Below are 23,722 nucleotides of genomic sequence, written 5' to 3'. Positions count from 1 at the left end.
GCGTGGGGAGCGCCTCGATAGTACGGCACGGAAGCCTCGGCGTTGCCGACCAATCTCGCGTTCCGCTTGGTGCTGGTAAACTCCTTCACTGCGCTCCCGGACGGGCTGAGACGACCGCAGTCCACGACCACCCACCGTCTTCTACCAAGCCCCGGAGCAGCCGGCGGCGGTGTGCCCCTCGCTCCACCGCCCGTTTGAAGTCACCCGCTGCCTCCGTAGGAATGCCAGCCGAGGCTACCACCGCGAGATCCGGCGTCGGAGGCACGTCGTCCGAGGGCTCGATGAACGCATCGCCGAGGGTATCGAGGAAGCTGCCTACCGAGCGGCGGGTCGGCTCCACGATGGCCGGCGCGGGGCGTGCGTCCGGTGCTACGCCCTCGGCCAGAATCAGGAGCGCGTCGTCGAGCACGGCCACGGCCGGTCCTAGCGCCGTCCGCCGCTCGGTGCTGTGGAAGTAGTGGAGGATGGGGTAGGCAGCGTGCCGCTGGTCGTGGTATTCGAGCGCTGAGCCGAGCGACGGGAGGTGCTGGTCGAGGCCCGCGAAGCCGCTCCCATCCCAGGCCCGGCGCACGACGTCCGACGGCGTCTCACCGAGGCTATGGATGGAGCCGGCGAGCCGTCGCTTCGCCGCGACGGCGGAGACGACCGAGAGCACGTAGGTGATGGCGAGCGTGACGACGAAGAGGCCGCTGAGCGAAGCGAGGGCGGAGAGCACCTCCCACGTCCCACCCACGGGCACGTAATCCCCCGTGCCGAGAGTGAAGAGGACGAACCCGACGTAGTAGACGCGGCCGGCGAGGTCGGCCGACTCGTTCGACGAAGAGCCGACGACGGCTCCGGGTTCTGCGCTGAAGAGGAGCGTCCACCCCGCCCACAACAGCCCCACCCACACGAGGAAGGCGACGACGAGGAGGGCAGGCCCGGCGAACGCCAGGAGGCCGTGCGCGCCGCCCGCCCGCCGTCGGTGCACCCACAGGCTCGCCGTCCACCACCCCCGGGCGATCCGCTTCGAGAGGGGGCCGGCGCCGTGCGGCGCGATCGTCGTCCAGAGCGCGTCGAAGAGCGTGAACGCGATGAGCGAGAGTCCGACAACGAGGAGGAGAAGGGGCATACAAGAGCGGATGGGTGAACCTCTGAGAGCGCGTGGGGGCGTGTAAGGAGCGGCGTCAGTGCGTGTCGCCGTCGTCGAGAGTCTTGCGGGCGAGTGGGCGGACGGCGGGGCCGTGGAGCACGGCGCCGTCCACGTCGAAGCGCGAGCCGTGGCACGGGCAGTCCCACGAGCGCTCGGCCGGGTTCCACGTCACGTGGCAGCCGAGGTGCGTGCACACGAGCGAGACGGCGTGGACCGCGCCCTCGGCGTCGCGGTACGCCCCGACGCGCTCGCCGCCGGCCTCGACGACGGCGCCCTCGTCCGGCTCCAGCGCGGCCACGTCGGCCCCCGTGAGGTGGCGGATGCGGTCGCGGACGAAGCGCTCGGCCACGTTGAGGTTCTCCTCGACGAACTTCTTCGCCGACTCGGGGAGGTCGTGCCGGTTCGCGTCGAACGTCTTCGCCCACGGGTTGTCCCGCCCGGCGATGCCGTCGGCGATGATCTGCGCGGCGGCCGTCCCGTTCGTCAGCCCCCACTTGTTGAAGCCCGTGGCGACCCACACCCGCCCCGCGCCGAAGGGGAGCCGCCCGACGTAGGGGAGCCCGTCGACGGGGACGTAGTCGTGCGCGCTCCACCGGTAGGCGACATTTTTGACGGTGTAGTTCTCGCGCGCCCACCGCTCGATCTCGTCGTAGCACGACGGCGTATCGGGCTCCTGCCCCGCCTTGTGACCGGCGCCACCGAGGACGAGGTACCTGCCTCCCTCAGCGCTCCTGAGCGTCCGTGTCCGCTGCCCCTCGCCGAGGTACATCCCCTCGGGCGCAGGCTCTTCCACCTCGACGGCGAGGAGGTACGTGCGCTGCGGCGAGACCTTCGCGAAGAACCCGCCCCGGTCGAGGAATGGGATATGGGTCGCGAGGACGATCTGGTCAGCCACGACGGTGCCGCCGTTCTCCACCCGGCACACCCCGGCCGAGGCATCGATGGCCACGACCCGACTGCGCTCGAACACCCGGCACCCGTCGCCGTCGACGGCCGAGGCGAGGGCGAGCCCGTAGTGCCGCGCGTGGAACTGCGCCTGGTCCTCGAAGCGGACGGCCCCGAGGACCTCGAACGGGAGCTCGGTGTCCGTCGTGAACGAGGCCGGGAGCCCCGCCGCCTGCGCCGCCTCGACCTCCTCCTCGATCTTGCCGAGCGTCTGCCGGTCCGTCGTGTAGGTGAAGGCCGGCCCGCGCCGCCACCCGCACTCGATCCCGAGTTCGTCGACGAGGCCGGCCACGAGTCCGATCGCCGCCTCGTTGGCCTCGCCGTAGGCGCGGGCCGTCTCCTCGCCGAACGACGCCCGGAGCTTGCGGTAGGTCAGCCCGTGGAGCGACGAGACCTTGCCCGTGGTGTAGGCCGTGACGCCGGCGCATACCCGGCCCGCCTCGACGAGCGCGACGCGCACGCCGCTGCGCTTGAGGAGCAGCGCCGTCGTGAGCCCGGCGATGCCCGCGCCGACGACGGCGACGTCGGCCCTCACGCGTTCGTTCGGGGCGAGGGCGGGGTAGTCGACGCCGGTGGCGGTGGCGAGCCAGAGGGAGGGGTTGGGGACGTCGGTGCGGGACACGGCGGGAGGGCTTGGAGGAAGAGGCTAAATGTGCAGCGGGGTAGGAGGGCGGCGCTCGTGGGAGCACCCTATGACGCGGAGGTCCTCGATTCGGCTACGGGCCACGTCCGCGCGTCGGCGGTGACGACGCCCAGCAGCTTCCGCCGACGCTCGTCGAGGTCGCCGAGCACTTGCGCGAAGGCCGCGTCGGAGACCGTCGGGACGCCGGCGGCGGCGAGGCGGCCGAGGTCCGGCGGTGGTGGGGAGTACTCGGCCGGGTCGATCCCGGCCTCCACAAGCGTGCGGAGATAGCTCCGCACGCTGGACCGAGCGCTCTTCACGACGGCACCGTTGGGACGGGCCTCCGCCGCGACCCCGCACGCGAGCACCGTCAGCGCCTCGTCGAGCACGGCCACGGCGAGGGCGGCGGCGGCCTCGGCGCGCTCGCTGTGGTAGTAGTGGAGGATCGGGTACGTCCGGTGCTGGTCGGCGAGCCGGTCGAGCTCCGAGCCAGCCGATCCGAGGGGGGGGGGCGAGGGCGTGGAAGGTCTGGCCGTCCCAGCCGCTCAGCACGTATTCCTCGGCGCTCTCGCCGAGGCCGGTGACGCCGCTGGCGAACGAGCGCTTCGAAGCTACGGCGCTGAGGACGGAGAGGACGTACGAGACGGCGAACGTGACGAACGTCATCCCGCTCGCCGCCGTGAGGGCGGCGGCGATCTGCCACGGGCCGTCGACGGGCGTGAAGTCGCCGTTCCCCACGGTGAACAGGGTGTACGCTGCGAACCAGGCCCGCCCGGTCCAGTCGCTGGGCTCGTCGGCGCGGGTGTCGAGGAGGGAGGGCTCGCCCCCGGCGAAGACGAGCGTCCACCCCGCCCACAGCATCGCGATCCACAGGAGGAGCGTCGCCACGAGGGCGAGCGGCCCCGCCAGGCTGAACAGGCGGGAGCCGCCCCCCACGGCGCGGAGCCCGCGCCACAGCCCCCGCGTCGCCCACCGGGAGAGGGGGCCGGCGCCGCCGTCCACCCACAGCGTCGTCCAGAGGAGGTCGAGAATCGTGAGGAGGACGAGGAGAGCGCCCGCCGACGCGATGAGCCAGGACATGCGGTGTTACGGCGAGGGGACGAGGCGGTAGACCCAACCCGAGGCGCCTTCCAGGCCCGGCTGGTCGGTGACGAGGACGTAGACCTCGCCCGCGCGGTCCTGCCCGAAGCTGAGCAGGAGCCGGTCGAGCCCGCCGTCCGGCCGGTTCGCGAACGTCATCTCCTCGAAGGGCCAGGCGTCTCCCTCGCGCGTCGCCACGAACACGCGGCCGGGCTGATGGCCGCCTTCCATGCTCCGGCTGTAGACCCCGAAGACGTACTGCCCGCCCAGCCGCGGTAGCGTCGGCCCGCGGTAGACGTAGCCCCCGACGATCGCGACGCCCGCGCCGTCGTCGAAGTAGCCCGCGTTCTTCGTCTCGATCACCGGCATGAGCAGCGGGTCGCCCTCGACGGGGTGCCCGACGCCCGTCTCCGTCGGGCACGTCTCGAACGGGTCGGTCGGGCTCGCCGCGTTGAAGCAGTGCGCCCCCTCCCACACGTTCCACCCGTAGTTCCCGCCCTTTTGGATCACCGAGATCTCGTCGTAGAGGTTCTGCCCGACGTCGGCCGAGATCAGCTCGTGGTCGCCGGCCATGTCGAAGGAGAACCGCCAGGGGTTGCGGAGGCCGTAGGCCCACACCTCGCCGTGGACGCCGGGGATTTCGGCGAACGGGTTGTCCTCTGGCACCTTGTAGGGGTTGCCGCTGCCGTGGTGGCCGCCGCCCGCCTCGGCGTTGACGTCGATCCGGAGGATGGAGCCGAGGAGGTTGTTCTCGATATCCTGCCCGTTCCCGCCGTCGTTGAGCTCGTACCAGTCCTCGGGCCGGCCCTGGACGAAGTTCTGGTCCTGGTCGTCGCGGAGGCCGCCGTCACCGAGGGCGACGTAGAGCATGCCGTCGCCGGGCCCGAAGGCGAGCGTGCCGGCGTTGTGGTTCATGTACGGGTGGTCCATCTGGAGCAGCTTCTGCTCCGAGGCGGGGTCGGCTCGGTCCGCGTCGGTGGGGGAGGCGCGGAACTCCGCGAGCACGTTCGTGTGGTCGAACCCGTCGGGCGCGCTCTCACGTAGCGGCGCGCTGTAGAAGACGAAGAACCGCCCGTTCTGGGCGTAGTCCGGGTGGAAGGCGAGGCCGAGGAGGCCGCGCTCGTCGTAGCCGTGGTTGAGCTCGACGAGGCGGTCGGCGATGTCGAGGAAGGGCTCGCCGAGGCGCTCGCCCTCGGCGGTCACGATCCAGATCTGGCCCGTCTGGTCCACGACGAAGAGGCGGCCGGAGTCGTCGGGCGGCTCGGCGAGGGCGAGGGGGTGCGTGAACCCGTCGGCGACGAGGTCGAGCGCGGCCTCGGGCTGCGCGGCCTCGGGCTGCGCGGCGGCGGGCGGCGCAGCGGTGAGGGGGACGAGGAGGAGGGCGAGGGAGAGCGTGGAGAGGCGCATGGCGGAGAGGGGAAGGGTGAGAGGAGAGAGGGAAGGCGTTACAGCGTCGCCCGGAGCCCGAGACGGAGCTGGCGCCCGGCGGCGGGGTAGTAGTAGACGAGCGGGCCGCCGTCGGGGCCGGGCGTGCCGCTCGCGTCGGGGAACCCCGTCGTGCTGTAGCCCGCGTCCAAGAGGTTGAAGGCCTCGGCCGTGAGCGTCGCCGCCGGGCCGGGGAGCGGGAGGCGGAGGGCGAGCTTCGCATCGAACACGGTCCACGGGTCGAGGGGAATCGTGTTGGCGTCGTCGAGCCAGATGCGCCCGGCGCCGCGCACGACGACGCTCCCGCTGAGCCGGCCTCGGGTCGCGCTCGCCCCGGCGGCCCACACGTCGCGCGGGATGGCCTTCAGCACGTTCCCGGCGAAGTCGCCGTTCTCGACCGTGGCCTCGGTGTACGTGTACGTCCCGAAGAGCCGCGCTCGCTCGCCGACGAGCACGCTCAGCCCCGTCTCGACGCCGCGGTGGCGGCTCTCGCCGAGGTTGAGGTAGGCGAACTCCTGGAGGCTGAAGTCGATCTCGTCCTCCATGTCGATCTGGTAGAGCGTCACCTCGGCCTCGGCGGCGAGGCGGCCGGGCACGAGCTCGGCGCGGTGGCGGAGCCCGGCCTCGACGGTCGTCCCCCGCTGCGGCTGGAGGTCGGCGTTCGAGAGCGAGACGGTGAAGGGCGGGAACGGCACGCCGACGAGGCGCTGGTCGAAGAGCTGGTCGAGCGTCGGCGCTTTGAAGGAGCGGGTCGCCTGGGCGTAGGCGTGGCCGACCTGCCGATCCGTCGCAATCCACCGGAGGTTCGCCCCGACGCGGGGGCTGAAGGCGGTGTGCGTCGTCTCGGTCTCGCCGGGCTCGGGCAGCACCGCGTCGTAGCGGTCGCCGAGCCAATCGAAGCGGGCGCCGAGGACGAGGCGGAGCGGCGCCACGGGCGCGGCCTCGGCCTGGGCGTAGAGAGCGAGGGCGCGGCGGCTCCCGTCGCCGCTGACTTCGGCCTCTGCACGCAGGTCTGGCTCCGCGTCGGCGTAGTCCTCGGCCGTGCCGACGAGGACGGGCCGGTACGCGGACTCCAACGTCTGGAGCGACCCCGTTGCCCCCACCACGACGCGCGTGGGGAGTGGCAGCCCGAGCGTACGGTCGCCCGCGCCGAGGCCGCCCGCCGTAGCCTGGAGGTTCATCTCGACCCGGCCGCCGTCGAGGTCGCGCCGCTTCGTGTCGCCGAACTCAGGCGAGAGAGGGAGCGTCCGGGTGATTTCGGCCGAGCGCCACCCCCCGAAGAGGCCGCCGTCGAGGGCGAGGCCGGGCACGGCCTCCCAGCGGCCGTCGAGGGCGAGGCGGTGGCGGCGCTCCTCCGTCCCGTCGAAGCGGTAGAACGGGCTCGACGGCGTGCGGCCGTCAGCGAGGGCGGGGCCGAGCAGCGGGCCGGGGAGGTCGGCGTCGGTCCAGCTGTGGCGGGTCGAGAGGGCGAGGCTTCCGCGCTCGGAGCGCAGCACCTCGGCGCGGGCACCGGCGAGCCCGACGGTGCGCTCGGCGTGGTCGCGCCAGCCGCCGTAGCGCTTGACGGAGCCGTAGGCGCTGACCGCCCGACCCCGCCACGTCGCGCTTCCGCTGCCGCTGAGGAAGTACGTGTCGTTGCTCCCACCCGAAGCGGATATCTGCACCGGTTGCGGTCCCCCGTCCGTGACGACGTTGACGACGGCGCCGATGGCGGCGTCGCCCCACAAGGGCGAGGCCCCGCCGCGGAGCACCTCGACCCGTTCGACCGACCCGAGCGGCACCAGCTCCCAGTCCACGAGCCCGGTCTCGACGTCGTTCACGGGTCGGCCGTCGACGAGGAGGAGGACGTACTCGGCCTCGCCGCCGCCGTAGAAGCCGCGGACCGTCGCGGCCGGCGGGGTCCCGGCCCCGTCGCCGTTCAGGAAGGCGAAGCCGGGCGTGAGGCGGAGGGCGTCGGCGAGGTTCAGGAGCGGCTGTCGCTCGACCTCCTCGGCGGTGATGACGCTGACGGCGGCCGCAGCGCGGGCGGCCTCGACGGGCACACGCTCGGCCGTGACCGTGACGTCGCCGAGCGTGCGCACGAGCGTGTCGGCCGGTGTGGGCTGAGCCGAAGCCGAGACAGGGAGGAGCAGGGCGAGGAGGAGCGGGACGTAGCGGAAGGGCATGGGGCGGTGGAGAGGCGGTGAGGGTGGGAGGAGAGCCGTCAGCCGGAGTCGTCCTTTCGGTCGAGGCGGCGGAGCCAGACGAGGTAGGCGACGAGGTTGTCGAGCTCCTGGTCGGAGATTGTTTCTTCGCTGAAGGCCGGCATGGCGCCCAGCCCCCAGCGGACCTGCCGGCGGATGACGAAGCCCGGCAGGGGCTTGTTGTTCAGCGCGAGGCCGACGCCGGCGGCCCCGCCGGGGTGGCACCCGTTGCAGAACCGGTCGAACGTCCGCTGCCCCTCGGCGACCTCCGCGTTCGGCGGCTCGTGCGGCCCCGTCAGCGGAGCACCGCGGCGGGCCGAGCCGCACGCGGCCAGCGCCACGACGGCGGCGATGAGCAGGATTGCGAGCGGGTATCTCATGGGTCCGTGCGGGTGATCTTCCAGAGGACGCCCGTGCCGGGGCGCGGGCCGTAGGCCCCGCTTTCGCTCATCGTCATCACGCCGAAGTCCACCACCCAGAGGGCTGCGCCGTCGGGGCTGAACCGGACGGCGATGGGGCGTTCGAGCCCGCCGGTGCCGAGCCACGACGCCGGCCCGTTCGTGCCGCCGCGGTTGACGGCGAAGTCGTGGACCGTGCCTGCCTCGGCGTCCACCCGCACGACCTTGTAGCCGACGGGCGCGAGGGCCTTCCCGACGGCGGGCACGTTGTCGCCGAACTCGGCCACGAACACGTCGCCCTCGAACCCGAACGCCGCGCTCCGGCCCACGTCGAGGCCGCCCGCGGCGGCGTGGACGCCGAACTGAGCGACCGGGCGCGGCGGGGCGCCGGGGTGCTGGAGCAGGACGAAGCCGGGCTCCCTTTCGCCCGGCGCCTCGAACCCGTCTTCGAGCGGGACGCCGGCCCAGTAGTCGGGCCAGCCGAACCACGGCGCGGGCGTGCCCTCGGCCCGCTCCGGCTCGACGCGCCAGAGGAGGTCGCCGGTGCCGAAGACGGGGCGGCTCCCGCGCACGTCGTACTGGTTCTCGGCGACGAAGAGCGCCCCCGTCCCGTCAGGGGTGGCCGCGGCGGCGAGGCCGAAGGGGTTGCGGAAGCCCCACGCCACCACCTCGAGGTCCGACCCGTCGGGGCGGACGCGGAGGACGGCGCCACTGCACTTCGTCCGGCCCTCGACGACTTCACCCCGCTCGGCGGGCTGGCCGAACGGCTTGTACGGGCCGGTGAGCACCTCGTCGTGGTCGTCGGGCGTGAGGGGGTTCTCCGTGCGGAAGTTCGTGCCCTTGAGCACGACGTCGGCGCAGGGGACATCGTGGAAGTCGGGGTAGCGCTCGGGCCAGCCGAGCTTGAAGTTGTCGAGGCCGACGACGGCGGAGTTCGTGGCCGTCCCCTGCCCGAAGTAGACCCACCCGTCCATCACCACGGGCGCGTTCGTGTGGTGGTCGCCGAGGCTCGGGAGCCCATCCACGAGCACGTCCACCTGCCCGTCCGGCTCGATCCGCAGGAGCCTCCCGCCCTCGAAGTGGCCGCCCGTGACGAAGAAGGCGCCGCCGTCCAGGCCGTCGCTGTAGCTCACCCCCGTCCACGGCGGGTCCGTGCCGCGGGCGACCTCCGTAGCGGTCCCGTCGGCTTCGACCCGCAGGAGCCGCGGCGTGCCGCGGTAGTCGCCGTAGGAGTAGCCGGCCTCCGTCACGTAGACGGCGCCGGCCGCGTCGAAGGCGACGCCCGTGGGGAACGTGAGGCCCGTCGCCACGGGCTCGATCCGGTAGCCGTCCGGGAGGGCGACGTCCCCAGCGTCCACCTCGCGCGGCCCCTCGAACTCGGTCAGCCCGCCGCCCTTCGTGGGGAGGAGGCGGAAGCAGCCCCCGAGCAGGAGGGTGAGGAGCAGGAGCACGGGTGGGAACGCGAGCGTATGCGGCACCCGCTGCGGCGCCCCGCGTTCACGGCGTTCCCCTTCCTTCTTCTTTCCGGTCGCCTCCTCATGCCCCACACCCAAACTGATGCTGGCCGAGACGGCCTCGACGCCGAGGAACGGCAGGAGGCCGAGGAGCGCTCGGCGCCCCACGTCGCCGTCGTCCACGAGGCGATCCGGCTGGAGGGGGAGGAGGAGATCAAGCGCTCGCCGCAGGCGCTGGCGTGGTCGGGCCTGGCCGCCGGCCTCGCTATGGGGTTCTCCCTCCTCACGCAGGGGTACCTCCACGCCGCGCTCCCGGACACCGACTGGCGCGTGCTCGTCGTCAAGCTCGGCTACAGCGTCGGCTTCCTCGTGGTCATCCTCGGTCGGCAGCAGCTCTTCACCGAGAACACCCTGACGCCCGTTCTCCCGCTCCTCCACGACGTCCGCGGCAAGATCGGGAAGGTGGCGAAGCTGTGGGGCGTCGTCCTCGTGACGAACCTCCTCGGGGCCGGGCTCTTCGCGTGGGCGCTCTCGGCCGCGCCCAACGTCGACCCCGGCACGGAGGCGGCCTTCCTCGAGATCGCCCGCGACGTCTACCGGGGCGACTTCCTCGCCACGCTCGTCGCGGCGGTCTACGCCGGCTGGCTCATCGCGCTGATGGTGTGGATGCTCCCGTTCGCCGAGAGCGGGCGCGTGACGGTCATCGTGATCGTGACGTACGTGCTCGGGCTCGGCCACCTCGACCACTCGATCGCCGGCTCCGTCGAGGTGCTCTACCTCGTGGCGAAGGGGGAGGTCGGCTTCCTCGCCTACCTCGGCCACTTCCTCGCGCCGGCCGTGCTCGGCAACGTCGTCGGAGGCGTCGTGTTCGTGGCGCTCCTGAACCACGCGCAGGTCGTCCACAACGAGAGCGAGGGGTAGCCTTAGGGGTAGTCGTTTCACACGTCGCTTCATGGCGTGACCTCCTCGACGGACGCCGTCTCCATCGCGCCGTCCCCCGCCTCGCGCCGGACGCGGAGCCGGATGCCGGCCTCGCGCTCGCTCGCGCGGACGGCCTCCACGACCTGCGGCGTGGCCGACGGGTCGAGGAGGGCCACGCGGCCGTCGTCGGCGACGAGGCCGAACCCGCTCTCGATGCAGTGGCCGTCGAGGGCGCAGGCGCGGGTGTGCTCGCGGGCCCGCTCGGCGTACTCCGCGGCCGGGTACTTCCGGAGGCAGATGAGGTCGACGACGTAGCCGTCGAGGGTCTCGGTGTCAGGCATCGTCGGCGTCGAGAGGGGTGGTACGGGAGCGGGTGATGGCGGGGACGACGTCGCCCTCGCGGAGGTGCTCGAACGTGTGCTGGAGGCCGTGGCGGAGGTCGTGCCCGATCCGGCGGAGGAGGGCGCCGGCGCTCGCGTCCTCGACCGGCGGGGCGTGGTCGGGCTCCAGCCCCCCGGCCGGCTCGACGCCGACGCCGTGGGCGTAGACCATCCGCCCGCCGAGGTAGGCCGAGTACATCGTCACGCCGACGGCGGCGAGGCCGAGGGCGAGGTAGCCGGGTCCCGGCCGCTCGCGCCCGGCGCGGTGGAGGGCCATCGCCACGGTCGCCCCGAGCACGCCGATGTTCAGCGTCCGGTGCGTGGCGAGGAGGTCGTGCGAGACCTCGTCGGTCTCGACCTCCTCCTGCGCGATGAGGCCGCTCGCAGCAGCGAGGGCGGCGCTCCCGGCCGTGAGGGCGATGCCGGCGCGGCCGGCGTCGTGCATCCCTGCGGCGTCGGCGGCGAGCGATGCCGGGAGGAGCGCGATGGGAAGGTGGACGAGGGCGGGGTGGAGCTCGTGGAGTTGCATGGCAGCAGAGTTCGGTGGCGGTCAGGCGGCGTTGGAACAGGAGGGCGTTGCGTGTTCCGTCTGAGATTCATCACGGGGGCCGGGGACGTCGAGGCCGAGGGCTTCGGTGATCTCACGGTCGGTGGCACCGCCCCAGAAGGCAGCGTAGACGTCGGGATCATCGGCCCGCCGCTCGGGCACGAGGCCGAGGTGATCGAGCGCGCAGCGGAGCACGTCGTAGGGGCGATAGCCCACGAGGAGGAGCGTCCTGCCCTGTCCGTCGTCAGCGCCGTCGGCGCGGCGGAGTGTGAGGGCGGGCGTCCGGGTGAGGCCGAGGTAGCGGGCCTCGCGGAGGTCGTCGCGGAAGGCCGCCTCGGCCTCCGGCCCGCCGAGGTCGGTCGAGAAGCGGCTGAAGTCGAGGAGGTCGGGGCGGGCGTCGGCTACGCTGCGGGCGAGGGCGCGGAGGACGGCGGGGTCGGAGACGTCCCGCCGCTCCAGAAAAAGCGCCTCGCGGAGGCGCCGGAGTACGGCCTCGGCGGCGGCGTCCGACTGGAGCCCGGCCGCTTTGACGGCGAGGCACGCCGGGTACGACGAGGCCGGCGGTTTCTCCACCCACACCCGGTCGTCGAGCGGCTGCCCCGTCCGGTGGCGGACCTCGACGCAGACCGGCCCCATCTGGAGCGGGCGGCTGACGGCGTTGACGGGGTCGCTGAACCGGTCCCAGCTCGGGATCAGGCCGGTCATCCGCGTCCGCCAGCCGAGCGTGCGGCCGAACTCGTACCGGAGCCGGCGCAGCGGCGGCTCGAAGCCCCAGCTCCACGAGCAGAGCGGATCGGTGTAGTAGACGGCCTCGACGGCGGGGGCGGCCTCGGTTGCGAGGGCCACCCCCACCGGCGGCCGAGTGGAAGGCGCGGGCATGGGCTACTTCTCCTCGGTCTCGATGCCCATCGGGCTGTCCACGTCCTTCTGCGGGTACGAGGACCACTGGTTCGCCCCCTTAGGCGTCTTCGCCTTCGCCTCCTCCTTCCGCTGCTTGCCCAACTCCTTGTTCTTCTGCTGGACCTCCTCCTCAGTCCGGCTCGTCCCGCGCGGCTCGTGGTCCACGACCATCCCCTGCGTCCGGCGGACGTGCTCGATGGGATCCTCGACGTAGACCCAGTCCTCGCCGAGGTCCGGGCTCTGCCCCTCATTCCAGGGGCCGCGCGCGCTGGCGCCGTTCGAGAGGTTGAAGTAGGAGTTCGAGTAGCGGGGGTCGCTCTGGCGGGTGCCCATCGGGAAGTTGGGCTGGATCGTCTCGAGCGCCGCGTGGAACATCTGGTAGTGCGCCACCTCCCGCGTCATGAGGAAGCGGAGGGTGTCGTGGACGTAGGGGTCGTCGGTGAACTGCATGAGGTACTCGTAGACGATCTTCGCGCGCGTCTCGGCGGCCATGTCCGAGCGGAGGTCCACCGTCAGGTCGCCGTTGGCGTTGACGTAGGCGGCCGTCCACGGAACGCCGTTGCTGTTGGTGAGCGTCGGCCCGCCGCCGGAGAGCACCATGAACTGCGGGTTCGTCATCGCCTCGTGGATGAACGCCTCCTTCTTGTCGGTGCCGTCGAGGAGCTGCATGATCTCCGACTCGTTGGCGGCGTCCTTGAGCTCGCCGCCGATGCCGTCGAGGAGCATCTGGATCGTGGCCCCGACGATCTCGAGGTGGCTGAACTCCTCGGTGGCGATGTCCATCAAGAGGTCGTACTTGTCGGGGTGCGGCTGGCGCGCGGCGAAGGCCTGGACGAAGTACTGCATGGCCGCGGCCAGCTCGCCGTTCGCTCCGCCGAACTGCTCCAGGAGTAGGCGGGCGAAGCGGGGGTCGGGCTCGGAGACGCGGGCGTTGAATTGGAGCTCCTTGACGTGATAGAACATGAGATACCTCCAAGAAGAGAAGAGAGGGGAGAGGGGCGAGCCTAGGATAGGGGGCGCCCCGCCGGCTCGCGAACGGGGCGCCCCCTATCCTAGGCTGGGGTCAGCCCTCGCGGGAGACCTTCCAGACGACGCCGGTGCGGGGGTAGGCCGTCATCCCCTGCTCTGTGAACTCGATGGTGCCGAAGTCCACGACGTAGAGGGCGCCGTCGGGGCCGTAGACGACCTGGATCGGCCGCTCGAGCCCGCCCCCGCTTGTAGCCGAGGCCGGCTTCCGGGAGCGGTTGACGAGCCAGTCCGTGACCTCCCCGGTCGAGAGGTCCACCTTCTGGACGCGGAAGCCAGGCCAGCCACCGGGGTCCTTGTAGTACGGAATGATGGAGCCGAACTCGGCCACGAGCGCCTCGTCCGGGTCAAGCCCAAAAGCGCGGCGGCCCATCGCCATGCCCTGCGCGGCGCTGTGGACGGGAAGCTGCGCCACGGGGGACGGCGGTCGGTCGCGGCCCTGGAGCAGGCGCCGGCGCGTGGCCTCGGTGAGCGAGAACTGGTGGTCGAACGGTTTGCCCTTGAAGTCGGGGTCGTTGGGGCGGCGGAACCGGGCGTCGGTGATGGGGACGCTGCTGTAGAAATCGGGCCACCCGTACCACGCGCCCTCCTCGATGCGGTAGACCGTCTCCCAGTCGTCGTAGATCGGGCGCGGCGGCATGATGTTGCCCGAGTTCTGGGTGACGTAGAGCGCGCCGTCCTCGGCGAAGCCGTACCCGTAGTTCGAGCGGAGGCCCCACGCGACGACCTCGGGGTTCGCGCCGTCGGCGTCGGCGCGGTAGAGCGCACCGTGGCACCACGGCTCGCCCTCGATGGTCTGCCCCATCTCCGTGTCCACGCCGTAGGGGACGTAGACCTCGGCGCGGAGGGAGTCGTTCTCGTCGTCCTTCGTGAGCTTGTTCGGGACGAAGAGGTCGAGGCCCGTCACCTCCACGTCCTCGCACGGGGCCTCGTGCGCGTCGTGCTTGTCGAACGCCTCGATCACCTCCAGCCAGTGCGTGTCGATGGGGCCGGCGTTCCCCTGCGTCGAGACGACGAAGTACATCTTCCCGTCCGGCCCGAAGACGGCCTTGTTGTTGTGGAAGAAGCCCCACGAAGGGATCCCGTCGATGACGGTCTCGAAGGTGCCCGTCGCGGGGTCGAACGTGGAGTAGCGGCCCCGGTGGGCGACGTAGATCAGCCCGCTCGGCTCGTGGAACGTGATGCCGAGGATGGGAGGGATGAGCCCCTCGGGCATCTCGGCCGTGCTCGCGTGCCGGCGGATCTCCGCCATCGGGACGACGGCGTCGTAGACGACCTCGGTAGAGCCGTCGGGGCGGACGCGGAGGATGCGGGCGGGCGGGGCGTCCTCGGGGCCGGTGCCGTAGGTGTGGCCGCCCGTCTCGGAGACGTACATCGCGCCATCGGCGTCCCACGTGACGTCGGTGGCGTAGCTGAGGCCGCGGGCGACGGCCTCGATCCGGTACCCTTCGGGGACGACGATGTCGGCAGGCCGGACGGGGCGCTCGGCGGCGGTACCCTGCGAGCCGCGCTGAGGCCACTCGTACCGGAGGTCGGCGCCCGCGTCGGGGCTGGCGGCCTCCTCAGTCGTTCCACATCCAACGGTTAGGAACAGGGCGAGGACAACAGCAGCACTACGCATGGGAGAGAGAGGCTGGAAGGGAGAAGGGAGAGGGGTGGCCCCAGCCCCGCGTGGGGACCGGAGCCGGAGGGCTCACTCGACCACGAACGACTGGACGACGGGGCTGCCGCCCTGCATCAGGGGCTGATCGGGCGTGCCCGCACCGCCGAACTCGAACCGGCCGAGCTCGCCGGTGTCGTCGTGGAGCATGAGGAAAAGGGTGGCGCCGCTCGCCACGCGGGCGTCGAGGGCGACGGGCACGCGCTCCGTCTCGCCGTGCAGCAGGAACGAGCGCCCCAGGATCCGCGAGGCGTCCGGCCCGCCGCCCGGCGCGGCGGGGTGCGCGACGACCCACGCGTCTGACGGGACGGCCACCTTCTCGAGCATCACCACGTCGCCCTGCAGCGGCTCGGCCGCAAGCTCGAAGTGGGGTTGGACGTCTTCGGAGCCGCCCTCCATCGGAGGCACCGACGGCGGGATCTCCTCCCGCCCTTCGTAGTCGGCGTCCTCGAGGTCGGCGATGAGCGCCTCCATCTCGGCGATCTCCTCGCGCTGCGCCAGGATGATGTCGTCGGCGAGGCGGCGGACGCGGGGGTCCGTGATGTTGGCCCGCTCGCTCGTAAGAATCGCGAGGGAGTGGTGCGGGATCATCTGCCGCATGTACGTCACGTCGCCCACGTTCGCCTGCGACCGGAACACCCAGAACACGACGACGAAGAGCAGAGCGCTGCCCACGAAGATGGCGACGTTGGCCTTCTTGTTGTCGTACATCTTCAGCATGAAGGCCAGCATGATGACGGCCATCGTGGCGCCCATGTAGAGCGCCATGTACGTCTTCGTGCTGCTCCAGAAGACGTGGTCCAGCGAGTAGACCGTGGAGTACATGAGGATGAACATCGCCACCGTCGAGGTGACGATCATGGCGAAGAATCGTGTGTAGGACATGGATGGGAGAGCGGCAGGTGATGGAAGAGCGGGTGAGAGAGGGGCCCTCCATTCTACCCCACAGCACCGGACAGGAGCCACCGCCCAACCTTAAATCCCGCTAAGGTTGCTGCCACGTAGGGTTGCCACTATGCGTGGTTCGTGAGGAAGGGGAGCCGGACCTCGAACGTCGCCCCCTGCCCCGGCCCGGCGCTCTCGGCGCGGACGCTCCCGCCGTAGGCCTCGGCGATGGCGCGGGCGACGGCGAGGCCGAGCCCGCTGCCCGTCTCGGCCTGCACGGCCGCGTCGTCGGAGCGGTAGAACCGGTCGAAGAGGTGGTCCGCCTCCTCCGGGGCGAAGCCGATCCCGGTGTCGCGGACGCGCAGCACGGCTTCCCCCGCCGGTGCCGCATCGCCTCGGCTCCCGTCGGCCACCCCATCGGCCGCTCCGTGTGCGAGCTCGACCGTCACGCGCCCACCGGCGGGCGTGTACTTCACGGCGTTCCGGAGGAGGTTGTCGACGATCTCGGCGAGGGGGGCCGCCTCGGCCGTGACGGTGATGCCCGGCGCGACGACGGCGTCGAGCGTGAGCCCTTTGGCCTCGGCCTCCGGGCGGAGGCGGGCGGCGCGCTCCGCCACGAGTGCCCCGAGGTCGATGCGGTCTTCGGGCCGTTTTTCGAGGCGCTCGGCACGGGCGAGCTCGAGGAGGCCGCGGACCGTCGCCGTCATCCGCTCGACGTCGAGGAGGAGGTTCCCCAACGCCTCGCGGTAAGCCCCAGCGTCGCGCTCGCGCCGGAGGGCGACCTCGGCCTCGCTGCGGAGCGTGGCGAGCGGGGTGAGGAGCTCGTGCGCGGCGTTCGCCGTGAACCGCCGCTCGCGCGCGACCGAGGCTTCGAGGCGCGCGAGGAGGCCGTTGAACGTCTCGGCCAGCTCGGTCAGCTCGTCCGGCGGGCCGAAGTCGGCCGGGAGGCGGTCCGCGAACGCCCCGCGCCCCTCGGCCTCGCTCATCCGCCGGGCCGCCTCCGTCATCGCCGCCACGGGGCGGAGCGTCCGCCGGGCCAGCCACCACCCGCCGAGGAGGGCGAAGAGCGTGCTGAAGACGACGCCGATGGTGAGCGTGCGCCGGAGCCGGTGGAGCTCCTGGTGGAGGCTCCACTCGAAGCCGGTCACTTCGAGCCACCCCACGAGCACCTCGCTGCCGGCACGGCCTTCGCCGTCAGCACCCGCTGTGCGGAGGGGGACGTAGCGCGTCCGGGCGGGCAGGCCCTCCCACGCACGGCTGATCGACGTTTCGTCCACGGCGTCCGGCAGGGCGACGGGGAGGGGGGCGTGCTCGTCGAAGTTGGGGCTCCGGTAGCGCACCTCGCCCTCGGGCGTGAGGAGGCGGACGTAGGTGCCGTAGATGCCGTCGGTCCGGTAGGCGACCGAGGTCAGTTCCTCCAGCCCCTCGAACCTCACCTCGCCGTCGACGACCACGAACGGGAGGAGCTCGCGCTGCTCGTGCGTGAGGTGGCGGTCGAAGTCGCGGTGGAGCGCGAGGTGGAAGCCGGTGTAGCAGAAGACGGCGAACGCGCTCAAGAGCAACAGCAGCGTCAGCCCGTAGAAGAGGGCCAGACGGACGGAGATGGGGAGGGGGAAGCGGCGCATCGGGTCCTACTCCTCGTCGATAGATGTCTCACCGGTGGACGCAGCATCGGAGGACGCGCCGTCCGCAGAGGCCCCCTCAGAGAGGCGGTAGCCCACGCCGCGCACGGTCTCGACCTCGGGAGCGCGGGTGCCGGCCTCGCGGCTCGCATCGGCCAGCTTCTGCCGGAGCCCCGAGACGGTCACGTCGAGGGCGTTGTCGGTGACGTAGAGCGCGTCGCCCCACACGCGCTCGGCGATGACCGTGCGGGAGCGGACGGCGCCGGCGCCGCGGAGGAGGAACTCGAGGAGGGCGTGCTCCTTCGGGCGGAGGTTGAAGAGCGCCTCGGCGCGAGGCCCCGCGAGGGTGACGCGGCGGCTCGCCGTGTCCATCGTGAGCGCGCCTGCGCGCAGGGTCCGCTCCTGCTGCTGGAGCGGGGGGCGGCGCAGGAGGGCGCGGAGCCTCGCGACGAGCTCCTCGAAGGCGAACGGCTTGGGGAGGTAGTCGTCGGCCCCGGCTTCGAGCCCGGCCACGCGGTGCGAGACGTCGCCGAGGGCCGTGAGCATGAGGACGGGCTCGCGCCGCCCCTCGGCGCGGAGCGCCTCGACGATGGCCTTGCCGTCGCCGTGCGGGAGCCGCCAGTCCACGACGAAGGCGTCGTAGCCGTTGGCGAGGGCCTTCGCCTCGCCCTCGCGGGCGTCGCGGGCGAGGTCCACGGTGAACCCCTCTTCTTCGAGCCCGCGCTTCACGCTGTCGGCGAGGCGCGCTTCGTCTTCGATGAGGAGGACCCACGTCATAGATCGGACTCGGCTAGGATATAGATCGGACTCGGCTAGGATAGAACGTTGACCGCTATGGATACCCGCTCGGGCACGCAGGGGTCACCACCTTAACGCTTTTTAAGGGCCGCGCAAGGTTCTCCACAGGTAGTACCGCGTAGGATAGCCCCGTACGCCCGCTTCGGGCTCCGTCTTTACCACCCTCGGATCCACCATGTTGACCGCCCTCGTCGCCGCCTGGTTCGGCCTCCTCGTCGGCTCGCTCGTCCTCGTCGGGCGGAGCCTCTCGCCCTACCGCTCCAACGACCCCACACCACGCCGATGAACCTCGTCCCCGAGTGGGCCCCAAACGTCCACCCCCTCGTCGTCCACTTCCCGATCGCGCTCCTCTTCGCCGCCGTCCTCGTCGATACCGCGGCGCTCGTCGTGCGGCGGCGCTTTCCTGGCGTTCGCTACGCGGCCGTGGGGCTCTACGCGCTCGGGGCCGTCGCCGCCGTCGTCACCTTCTTCACGGGCCGCGCAGCCGCCGACGGCCTCGATCTCCCGACGACGGCGATCGCTGCCGTCGGGGAGCACGCCGACTGGGCGCTGTGGACGGTGTGGGCCTTCGGCATCTACGGGCTCGTGCGGCTCGCCGCGGCCTTCTGGGAGAAGGACGGACGGCTCGCCGTCCACCTCCCACTCGTCCTCCTCGGCGCGGCCGGACTCGTGCTCGTCTTCGAGACGGCTGAACACGGCGCGCGGCTCGTCTACGACCTCGGCGTGGGCGTCCGCGCCGTCGAGGCGGCCGAAGCAGACCCCTTCGCCGAGGCCCAGCCGGATGACCCCGGCGGCGACCACGCAGGCATGACGGCGGAGGAGATGGCTGCGATGGACGCCCCCGTGCTCCAGACGACGGGCGAAGGCGCGTGGCGCTGGGAAGCCACGGCGGGCACGCTCCCCGGCGGCCTCCGTTTCCTCGAAGGCGAGCGGGCCGACCTTGCTGCCGAAGCGGCTTCCGCTGAAGCGGGGGACGGCGGCGTCGTACTCCGCCCGCGCCGCACGGTCTTCTTCACCGCCGGCGAGCCGGTCGAGGGCGTCGAGGTGCAGGCCGAGCTCGACCTCTCGGGCTTCACCGGCCGCGCTGCCCTCGTCCACCACGTCCAGGACGCCCGGAACTACGACTTCCTCGCCGTTGAGAAGCGCGCGAGCGGGGGCACCGTCCGGCAGGGCCGCGTCCGCGGCGGCACGGTGGAGACGTTCGACGAGAAGGCCTACGATGCCGGCGCGTTCGAGGGTGGCCCCGTCACCCTGCGCGCCGTCGCCTACGGCACCCACTTCCGGGGCTACCTCGGCGGCGAGCTCGCCGCCCACGGCCACGGCGACGCGGCGACGGCGGGGCGCTCCGGCCTCCTCCTCGACGGCTCCGGCCCGCTCCGGCTCCTCCGCCTCGAAGCCGTCCCCGTCACGGAATGACCCTTCCCAGTGAACGACCCGGAACGAGCCCCCGAGCCTGAAAAAGCCGCTCGAATCGCGTTTGAACCCCAACCTTTGGGGCTTTTAAGGTGCTCTCCGCGCACTCCGCGCGCTCCCACCTGTAGAACACTCTAGCCGACACCTCTGCCCCTACTGCCGCTCTCTGCCCCTGCTGCCACTCTCCGCCATGAACCGCCGCCTCTTCCTCCGCAACGCCTCCGCCTTCGGCCTCCTCGCCGGGGTCAGCGCCGTCACGCCCGCGTGGGCGCGCTCCGCCCTCCCCAGCGACCCGCTTCGCCCCCCCGGCCTCGCCCCGACCCGCCGCGCCGGCAGCCTCGTCGAGTACGACCTCTACATCGACCGGACGAAGCTGTTCTTCGGCGGCGACGAGGGCGAGGCCGTCACGATCAACGGCGGGGTCCCCGGCCCGCTGCTGCGCTTCACCGAGGGCGACGAGGCCATCATCCGCGTCCACAACCGGCTGGACGAGGACACCTCGGTCCACTGGCACGGCCTCATCCTCCCCAACAGCCAGGACGGCGTGCCGAACGTGAACTTCCCCGGCATCCCCGCGCGCTCGACCTTCGAGTACCGCTACCCGATCCGGCAGTTCGGGACGTACTGGTACCACAGCCACTCGGCCTTCCAGGAGCAGCTCGGCCACTACGGCCCGCTCGTGATCGACCCGGCCGGCAGTGAGCCCTACCGGTTCGACCGCGAGCTCGTCGTCGTCCTCTCGGACTGGACGTTCGAGGACCCCCACGCCGTGCTCGACAACCTCAAGGCGCGGCCGAACTACTACAACTTCCAGCGGCAGACGCTCGCCGGCCTGCTCTCGGGCGAGGGGATGCCGCTTGGGGACCGGCTGAGTTGGGACGGGATGCGGATGGACCCCACCGACATCGCCGACATCACGGGGGCGACGTACACCTTCCTCATGAACGGGCAGGCGCCGGAGCCCGGCTGGAGCGCGCTCTTCCGCCCCGGCGAGCGCGTCCGCCTCCGCTTCGTCAACGCGAGTGCGGGGACGTTCTACGACGTCCGCATCCCCGGCCTCCCGCTCACCGTCATGCAGGCGAGCGGGCAGCACGTCGAGCCCGTCACCGTGGACGAGTTCCGCATCGGCATCGCCGAGACCTACGATGTCGTCGTCGAGCCCGGTGACCGCGCCTACACCGTCTTCGCCGAGTCGATGGACCGCTCGGGCTACGCGCGTGGCACGCTCGCCCCGCGTCCCGGCATGACAGCCCCGGTCCCCGAGCAGCGCGAGCGCCCGAGCCTCACGATGATGGACATGGGGATGGCCCACGGCGGCGCCGGGATGGACCACGCCGGGATGGACATGGGCGACGGCGGCATGGATCATGGCGCGATGGAGGGGATGGCCGAGCCTCCTGCGCTCGACCACCCCGAGGCCGCTGCTCCGGTGATGGGTCACGGGGGGATGGACCACGGCATGAACACGGACGAAGTGGCGATGCCGGGCGTCGACCACGCCGGCCTCCGCCCGCCCGGCACGCTCCCCGAGCCGACGCCCCACGGCGCAGACGGCCACGGCCCGGCCAATGCGATGGCCCCGGACGTCACGCGGAGCCGCCTCCACGAGCCCGGCGTCGGGCTGGAAGACGCCCCCCACCGCGTCCTCGTCTACACCGACCTCAAGGCGCTCCACGCGGAGCCGCGCCGCGCGCCCGACCGCGAGATCGAGCTCCACCTCACCGGCAACATGGAGCGCTACATGTGGTCGATCAACGGGAAGACCTACGCCGAGGAGCCGCTCATCCCGCTCGTCTACGGCGAGCGCGTGCGGCTCACGATGGTGAACGACACGATGATGAACCACCCGATGCACCTCCACGGGATGTGGATGGAGCTCGAGAACGGCCACGGCGAGCGCATCCCCCGCGTCCACACCGTCATCGTGAAGCCGGCCGAGCGGCTCTCGCTCCTCGTCGAGGTCGACGCGCTCGGGCCGTGGGCCTTCCACTGCCACGTGCTCTACCACATGGAGCTCGGCATGTTCAGGGTGGCGATGGTCCAGCGCGCCGAGGAGTGGGGTCCCGACCAGATCGCCGCACTCTACCCGTCGCGGGGGTGACCCCGTAGGGTTGGCCCCCGACCGCACTCTCGCTCATCTCCTCGCCTGCTGCTATGCCTCGCTTCCTTCTTCTGTCCCTCATGCTCCTTCTCGCCGCCGCGCCCGCCGTGGCCCAGGACGAGCCGCCCTTCCCCGAGTACCCCGCCTTCCGCCCGGACGAGGGCGTCGCCGGCGACCAGCACCTCTACAGCCTCGCCCTCCTCGACCTCTTCGAGGTGGCCCCTGCGGCCGACGGCGTCCCCGCCGCCCTCGAAGGGTTCTACCGGATCGGCAACGACTACACCCGGTTCTGGCTCAAGGCCGAGGGCGAGGGGCTCGTCGCCGAGGGCGAAGGCGAGGCCGAGGCCCAAGCGCTCTACAGCCGCCTCATCAGCCCCTACTTCGAGGCCCAGGCCGGGCTGAGGCTCGACACCGAGTTCGGCGGGGGCGACGTGCGCGCCCGGCCCCTCCTCGCCGTCGGGCTCGAAGGACTCGCGCCGTACTGGTTCGAGGTCGAGCCCGCGCTCTTCCTCTCGGCCGAGGGCGACCTCTCGGCGCGGTTCGAGGGATCCTACGACCTCCTCCTCACGCAGCGCCTCGTCGTCCAGCCCGAGGCCGAGGTCAACGTCGCGCTCCAGGAGGTCGAGGAGTGGGGCGTCGGGGCCGGGCTGAACGACGTCGAGCTCGGGCTACGGCTCCGCTACGAGATCCGGCGCGAGATCGCTCCGTACGTCGGCGTGAGCTGGCTGAACCGGTTCGGCGGCGCGGCCGACTTCGCCGAGGCCGAGGGCGAGGAGACCAGCGAGGTGCTCTTCGTCGTCGGCGTCCGTCTCTGGCGATAGCGCCTCGTGACCTCGGACGCCTTCCGTACCCCTGATCACACCAAACAATTCCTGCGATGTACGACTTCCCGCACTACATGATCGGCATGCACTGGTTCTGGTGGCTCTTCTGGATCGCCGCGATTGTGGCCGTCTGGTGGACGTTCACCCGCCGCCCGCCCGCCCCTTCGGAACCGACGGCGACGAACCCGCACGAACTCCCGCTCGACCGCCTCCAGCGCCGCTACGCCGACGGCGAGATCGCGACGGAGGAATACGAGGAGCGGAAGGCCGTCCTCCTCCGCGACCGCTGAAGCCACACGCTACCGCCATGACTGCCGCACCCAACCCTACCATCCCGGACAAGATTCCGGACGACGCGCAGACCGCTCACACCCGGCGCGCCTACGACCGCCACGCCCGCTTCTACGATGCCCTGGAGTGGCCCGTCGAGCAGCTCCTCTACCGCCGCTGGCGGAAGGCGCTGTGGCAACGCATCGAAGGGCCGGAGGTGATCGAGGTCGGTGTCGGGACAGGGAAGAACGTGCCGTACTACCCGGAAGGCGTCCAAGTCACCGCCGTGGACCTCTCCGAGGGGATGCTGGAGCGGGCCCGCCGCGTGCTAGCCCGCCACCCGGCGAAGGCCGCCGCCCTCTACCGGATGGACGCCGAGCACCTCGACTTCGCCGACGACACCTTCGACGAGGCCGTCGCCACGTTCGTCTTCTGCTCCGTACCGGACCCGGTAGCAGGACTCCGCGAAGCCCTCCGCGTCACGAAGCCCGGCGGGCGCCTGCACCTCATCGAGCACCAGCGTGCCGACGCCGAGGCGCTAGGCCGCGTGTTGGACCGGCTCGACGGCCCCATCCACCGCCGCACCGGCGTCCACATCGCCCGGCGCACCGTCGGGAACGTCCGCGCCGCCGGCTGGCACCTCGACCACGCCCGGCCCCTCACACCCCTCGGGCTTTTCCGCCGCATCGACGCCCACAAACCCCTCTGACCCGCTGAGACCTCCCATGAACACGAAAACCGGCACCTACTACTACACCCGTACCGTCGACGTCTCCCTCGAAGAAGCCGAGGCCCGCGTCCGCGATGCCCTCGCCGAGGAAGGCTTCGGCGTCCTCACCGAGATCGATGTGCAGGCGACGCTCAAGGAGAAGCTCGACGTCGACTTCCGCCCCTACAAGATCCTCGGGGCCTGCAACCCGCCCGCCGCGCACCGCGCGCTCCAGGCCGAGCCGCTCATCGGGACGATGCTCCCGTGCAACGTGATCCTCCACGACGCCGGCGACGGGCAGACAGAGATCGCTGCCGTGGACCCCGTCGCCTCGGTGTCGGCCGTCGAGAACGACGCGCTCGGCGAGATCGCGACCGAGATCCGCGATCGCCTGCGCCGCGCTGTAGACGCCGCGTAGCTGCGCATG

22 protein-coding genes and 1 pseudogene are annotated in these 23,722 nt (G+C 71.7%); 7 read left to right on the top strand and 16 right to left on the bottom strand.

Going from position 1 to position 23,722, the window contains the following annotated elements:
• Window positions 1-85 precede the first annotated feature (85 nt).
• From ABJF88_12085 to ABJF88_12050, 8 genes and pseudogenes are all read right to left on the bottom strand, one after another.
• Window positions 86-1,111, bottom strand: coding sequence for a two pore domain potassium channel family protein (locus ABJF88_12085; GenBank protein MEP0547664.1), 1,026 nt, complete (start codon window positions 1,109-1,111; stop codon window positions 86-88).
• Between the two features lie 55 nt (window positions 1,112-1,166).
• On the bottom strand, window positions 1,167-2,699 hold the full coding sequence (locus ABJF88_12080) for an FAD-dependent oxidoreductase (GenBank protein ID MEP0547663.1): 1,533 nt from the start codon (window positions 2,697-2,699) through the stop codon (window positions 1,167-1,169).
• Window positions 2,700-2,767: 68 nt separating this feature from the next.
• A complete protein-coding gene (locus ABJF88_12075; GenBank protein ID MEP0547662.1) occupies window positions 2,768-3,094 on the bottom strand; it encodes a hypothetical protein in 327 nt (108 codons plus the stop codon).
• Between the two features lie 283 nt (window positions 3,095-3,377).
• A pseudogene (locus ABJF88_12070) lies at window positions 3,378-3,560 on the bottom strand (ion channel).
• Between the two features lie 225 nt (window positions 3,561-3,785).
• Entirely contained in the window at window positions 3,786-5,186 is a 1,401-nt protein-coding gene (locus ABJF88_12065; protein ID MEP0547661.1) for a PQQ-dependent sugar dehydrogenase, read from the bottom strand.
• Window positions 5,187-5,224: 38 nt separating this feature from the next.
• Window positions 5,225-7,369 (bottom strand): TonB-dependent receptor, encoded by a 2,145-nt coding sequence (locus ABJF88_12060; protein ID MEP0547660.1) that lies wholly within the window; start codon window positions 7,367-7,369, stop codon window positions 5,225-5,227.
• 38 nt (window positions 7,370-7,407) lie between these two features.
• Window positions 7,408-7,767, bottom strand: coding sequence for a cytochrome c (locus ABJF88_12055; protein ID MEP0547659.1), 360 nt, complete (start codon window positions 7,765-7,767; stop codon window positions 7,408-7,410).
• The gene (locus ABJF88_12050) at window positions 7,764-9,236 is read right to left on the bottom strand and encodes a glucose dehydrogenase (protein ID MEP0547658.1); all 1,473 of its coding nucleotides are present in this window, start codon (window positions 9,234-9,236) and stop codon (window positions 7,764-7,766) included. The genes ABJF88_12055 and ABJF88_12050 overlap by 4 nt, the downstream gene beginning before the upstream one ends.
• Before the next feature lie 87 nt (window positions 9,237-9,323).
• Between ABJF88_12050 and ABJF88_12045 the strand changes: the two genes are divergently transcribed.
• The gene (locus ABJF88_12045) at window positions 9,324-10,160 is read left to right on the top strand and encodes a formate/nitrite transporter family protein (protein MEP0547657.1); all 837 of its coding nucleotides are present in this window, start codon (window positions 9,324-9,326) and stop codon (window positions 10,158-10,160) included.
• A gap of 29 nt (window positions 10,161-10,189) precedes the next feature.
• On the opposite strand, the gene ABJF88_12040 is transcribed toward ABJF88_12045, so the two are convergent.
• The 8 genes from ABJF88_12040 to ABJF88_12005 all read right to left on the bottom strand — a co-directional run bounded on the left by ABJF88_12040 (window position 10,190) and on the right by ABJF88_12005 (window position 17,957).
• Entirely contained in the window at window positions 10,190-10,501 is a 312-nt protein-coding gene (locus ABJF88_12040) for a hypothetical protein (GenBank protein ID MEP0547656.1), read from the bottom strand.
• On the bottom strand, window positions 10,494-11,069 hold the full coding sequence (locus ABJF88_12035; GenBank protein ID MEP0547655.1) for a DUF2231 domain-containing protein: 576 nt from the start codon (window positions 11,067-11,069) through the stop codon (window positions 10,494-10,496). Before ABJF88_12035 ends, ABJF88_12040 begins: the two co-directional genes overlap by 8 nt.
• A gap of 21 nt (window positions 11,070-11,090) precedes the next feature.
• Window positions 11,091-11,933, bottom strand: coding sequence for a DsbA family protein (locus ABJF88_12030; GenBank protein ID MEP0547654.1), 843 nt, complete (start codon window positions 11,931-11,933; stop codon window positions 11,091-11,093).
• Window positions 11,934-11,969: 36 nt separating this feature from the next.
• Complete coding sequence (locus tag ABJF88_12025) at window positions 11,970-12,950, bottom strand: manganese catalase family protein (protein ID MEP0547653.1); 981 nt, start codon at window positions 12,948-12,950, stop codon at window positions 11,970-11,972.
• Between the two features lie 100 nt (window positions 12,951-13,050).
• A complete protein-coding gene (locus tag ABJF88_12020; GenBank protein ID MEP0547652.1) occupies window positions 13,051-14,634 on the bottom strand; it encodes a hypothetical protein in 1,584 nt (527 codons plus the stop codon).
• 72 nt (window positions 14,635-14,706) lie between these two features.
• A complete protein-coding gene (locus ABJF88_12015; GenBank protein MEP0547651.1) occupies window positions 14,707-15,558 on the bottom strand; it encodes a DUF305 domain-containing protein in 852 nt (283 codons plus the stop codon).
• Window positions 15,559-15,686: 128 nt separating this feature from the next.
• Window positions 15,687-17,183, bottom strand: coding sequence for an ATP-binding protein (locus ABJF88_12010; GenBank protein MEP0547650.1), 1,497 nt, complete (start codon window positions 17,181-17,183; stop codon window positions 15,687-15,689).
• A gap of 6 nt (window positions 17,184-17,189) precedes the next feature.
• Window positions 17,190-17,957: a response regulator transcription factor gene (locus tag ABJF88_12005; GenBank protein MEP0547649.1), complete on the bottom strand. Its 768-nt coding sequence runs from the start codon at window positions 17,955-17,957 to the stop codon at window positions 17,190-17,192.
• 303 nt (window positions 17,958-18,260) lie between these two features.
• On the opposite strand from ABJF88_12005, the gene ABJF88_12000 reads away from it, so the two are divergent.
• From ABJF88_12000 to ABJF88_11975, 6 genes are all read left to right on the top strand, one after another.
• Complete coding sequence (locus tag ABJF88_12000; GenBank protein ID MEP0547648.1) at window positions 18,261-19,394, top strand: DUF2231 domain-containing protein; 1,134 nt, start codon at window positions 18,261-18,263, stop codon at window positions 19,392-19,394.
• Between the two features lie 187 nt (window positions 19,395-19,581).
• Window positions 19,582-21,492, top strand: a complete 1,911-nt coding sequence (locus ABJF88_11995; GenBank protein ID MEP0547647.1) for a copper resistance system multicopper oxidase — start codon at window positions 19,582-19,584, stop codon at window positions 21,490-21,492.
• 80 nt (window positions 21,493-21,572) lie between these two features.
• Window positions 21,573-22,313, top strand: a complete 741-nt coding sequence (locus ABJF88_11990) for a copper resistance protein B (protein ID MEP0547646.1) — start codon at window positions 21,573-21,575, stop codon at window positions 22,311-22,313.
• A 56-nt stretch (window positions 22,314-22,369) separates the two neighbouring features.
• Window positions 22,370-22,606: an SHOCT domain-containing protein gene (locus tag ABJF88_11985; GenBank protein ID MEP0547645.1), complete on the top strand. Its 237-nt coding sequence runs from the start codon at window positions 22,370-22,372 to the stop codon at window positions 22,604-22,606.
• Window positions 22,607-22,623: 17 nt separating this feature from the next.
• A complete protein-coding gene (locus ABJF88_11980) occupies window positions 22,624-23,295 on the top strand; it encodes a class I SAM-dependent methyltransferase (GenBank protein MEP0547644.1) in 672 nt (223 codons plus the stop codon).
• A 16-nt stretch (window positions 23,296-23,311) separates the two neighbouring features.
• The gene (locus tag ABJF88_11975; GenBank protein MEP0547643.1) at window positions 23,312-23,713 is read left to right on the top strand and encodes a DUF302 domain-containing protein; all 402 of its coding nucleotides are present in this window, start codon (window positions 23,312-23,314) and stop codon (window positions 23,711-23,713) included.
• Window positions 23,714-23,722: the final 9 nt, after the last annotated feature.

The sequence above is a fragment of the Rhodothermales bacterium genome, assembly GCA_039944855.1.
Taxonomy (GTDB): Bacteria; Bacteroidota; Rhodothermia; order Rhodothermales; family JANQRZ01; genus JBBSMX01.
Note: the sequence above shows the minus strand (reverse complement) of the source record. Positions and strands in the feature narration are given on the sequence as shown.

Excerpts from the sequence above, each read along its gene's own strand:
- ABJF88_12085 (MEP0547664.1), bottom strand. The coding sequence starts at position 1,111 with ATGCCCCTTCTCCTCCTCGTTGTCGGACTCTCGCTCATCGCGTTCACG.
- ABJF88_12065 (MEP0547661.1), bottom strand. The coding sequence starts at position 5,186 with ATGCGCCTCTCCACGCTCTCCCTCGCCCTCCTCCTCGTCCCCCTCACC.
- ABJF88_12060 (MEP0547660.1), bottom strand. The coding sequence starts at position 7,369 with ATGCCCTTCCGCTACGTCCCGCTCCTCCTCGCCCTGCTCCTCCCTGTC.
- ABJF88_12055 (MEP0547659.1), bottom strand. The coding sequence starts at position 7,767 with ATGAGATACCCGCTCGCAATCCTGCTCATCGCCGCCGTCGTGGCGCTG.
- ABJF88_12045 (MEP0547657.1), top strand. The coding sequence starts at position 9,324 with ATGCCCCACACCCAAACTGATGCTGGCCGAGACGGCCTCGACGCCGAG.
- ABJF88_12040 (MEP0547656.1), bottom strand. The coding sequence starts at position 10,501 with ATGCCTGACACCGAGACCCTCGACGGCTACGTCGTCGACCTCATCTGC.
- ABJF88_12035 (MEP0547655.1), bottom strand. The coding sequence starts at position 11,069 with ATGCAACTCCACGAGCTCCACCCCGCCCTCGTCCACCTTCCCATCGCG.
- ABJF88_12025 (MEP0547653.1), bottom strand. The coding sequence starts at position 12,950 with ATGTTCTATCACGTCAAGGAGCTCCAATTCAACGCCCGCGTCTCCGAG.
- ABJF88_12020 (MEP0547652.1), bottom strand. The coding sequence starts at position 14,634 with ATGCGTAGTGCTGCTGTTGTCCTCGCCCTGTTCCTAACCGTTGGATGT.
- ABJF88_12015 (MEP0547651.1), bottom strand. The coding sequence starts at position 15,558 with ATGTCCTACACACGATTCTTCGCCATGATCGTCACCTCGACGGTGGCG.
- ABJF88_12010 (MEP0547650.1), bottom strand. The coding sequence starts at position 17,183 with ATGCGCCGCTTCCCCCTCCCCATCTCCGTCCGTCTGGCCCTCTTCTAC.
- ABJF88_12005 (MEP0547649.1), bottom strand. The coding sequence starts at position 17,957 with ATGACGTGGGTCCTCCTCATCGAAGACGAAGCGCGCCTCGCCGACAGC.
- ABJF88_12000 (MEP0547648.1), top strand. The coding sequence starts at position 18,261 with ATGAACCTCGTCCCCGAGTGGGCCCCAAACGTCCACCCCCTCGTCGTC.
- ABJF88_11995 (MEP0547647.1), top strand. The coding sequence starts at position 19,582 with ATGAACCGCCGCCTCTTCCTCCGCAACGCCTCCGCCTTCGGCCTCCTC.
- ABJF88_11990 (MEP0547646.1), top strand. The coding sequence starts at position 21,573 with ATGCTCCTTCTCGCCGCCGCGCCCGCCGTGGCCCAGGACGAGCCGCCC.
- ABJF88_11985 (MEP0547645.1), top strand. The coding sequence starts at position 22,370 with ATGTACGACTTCCCGCACTACATGATCGGCATGCACTGGTTCTGGTGG.
- ABJF88_11980 (MEP0547644.1), top strand. The coding sequence starts at position 22,624 with ATGACTGCCGCACCCAACCCTACCATCCCGGACAAGATTCCGGACGAC.
- ABJF88_11975 (MEP0547643.1), top strand. The coding sequence starts at position 23,312 with ATGAACACGAAAACCGGCACCTACTACTACACCCGTACCGTCGACGTC.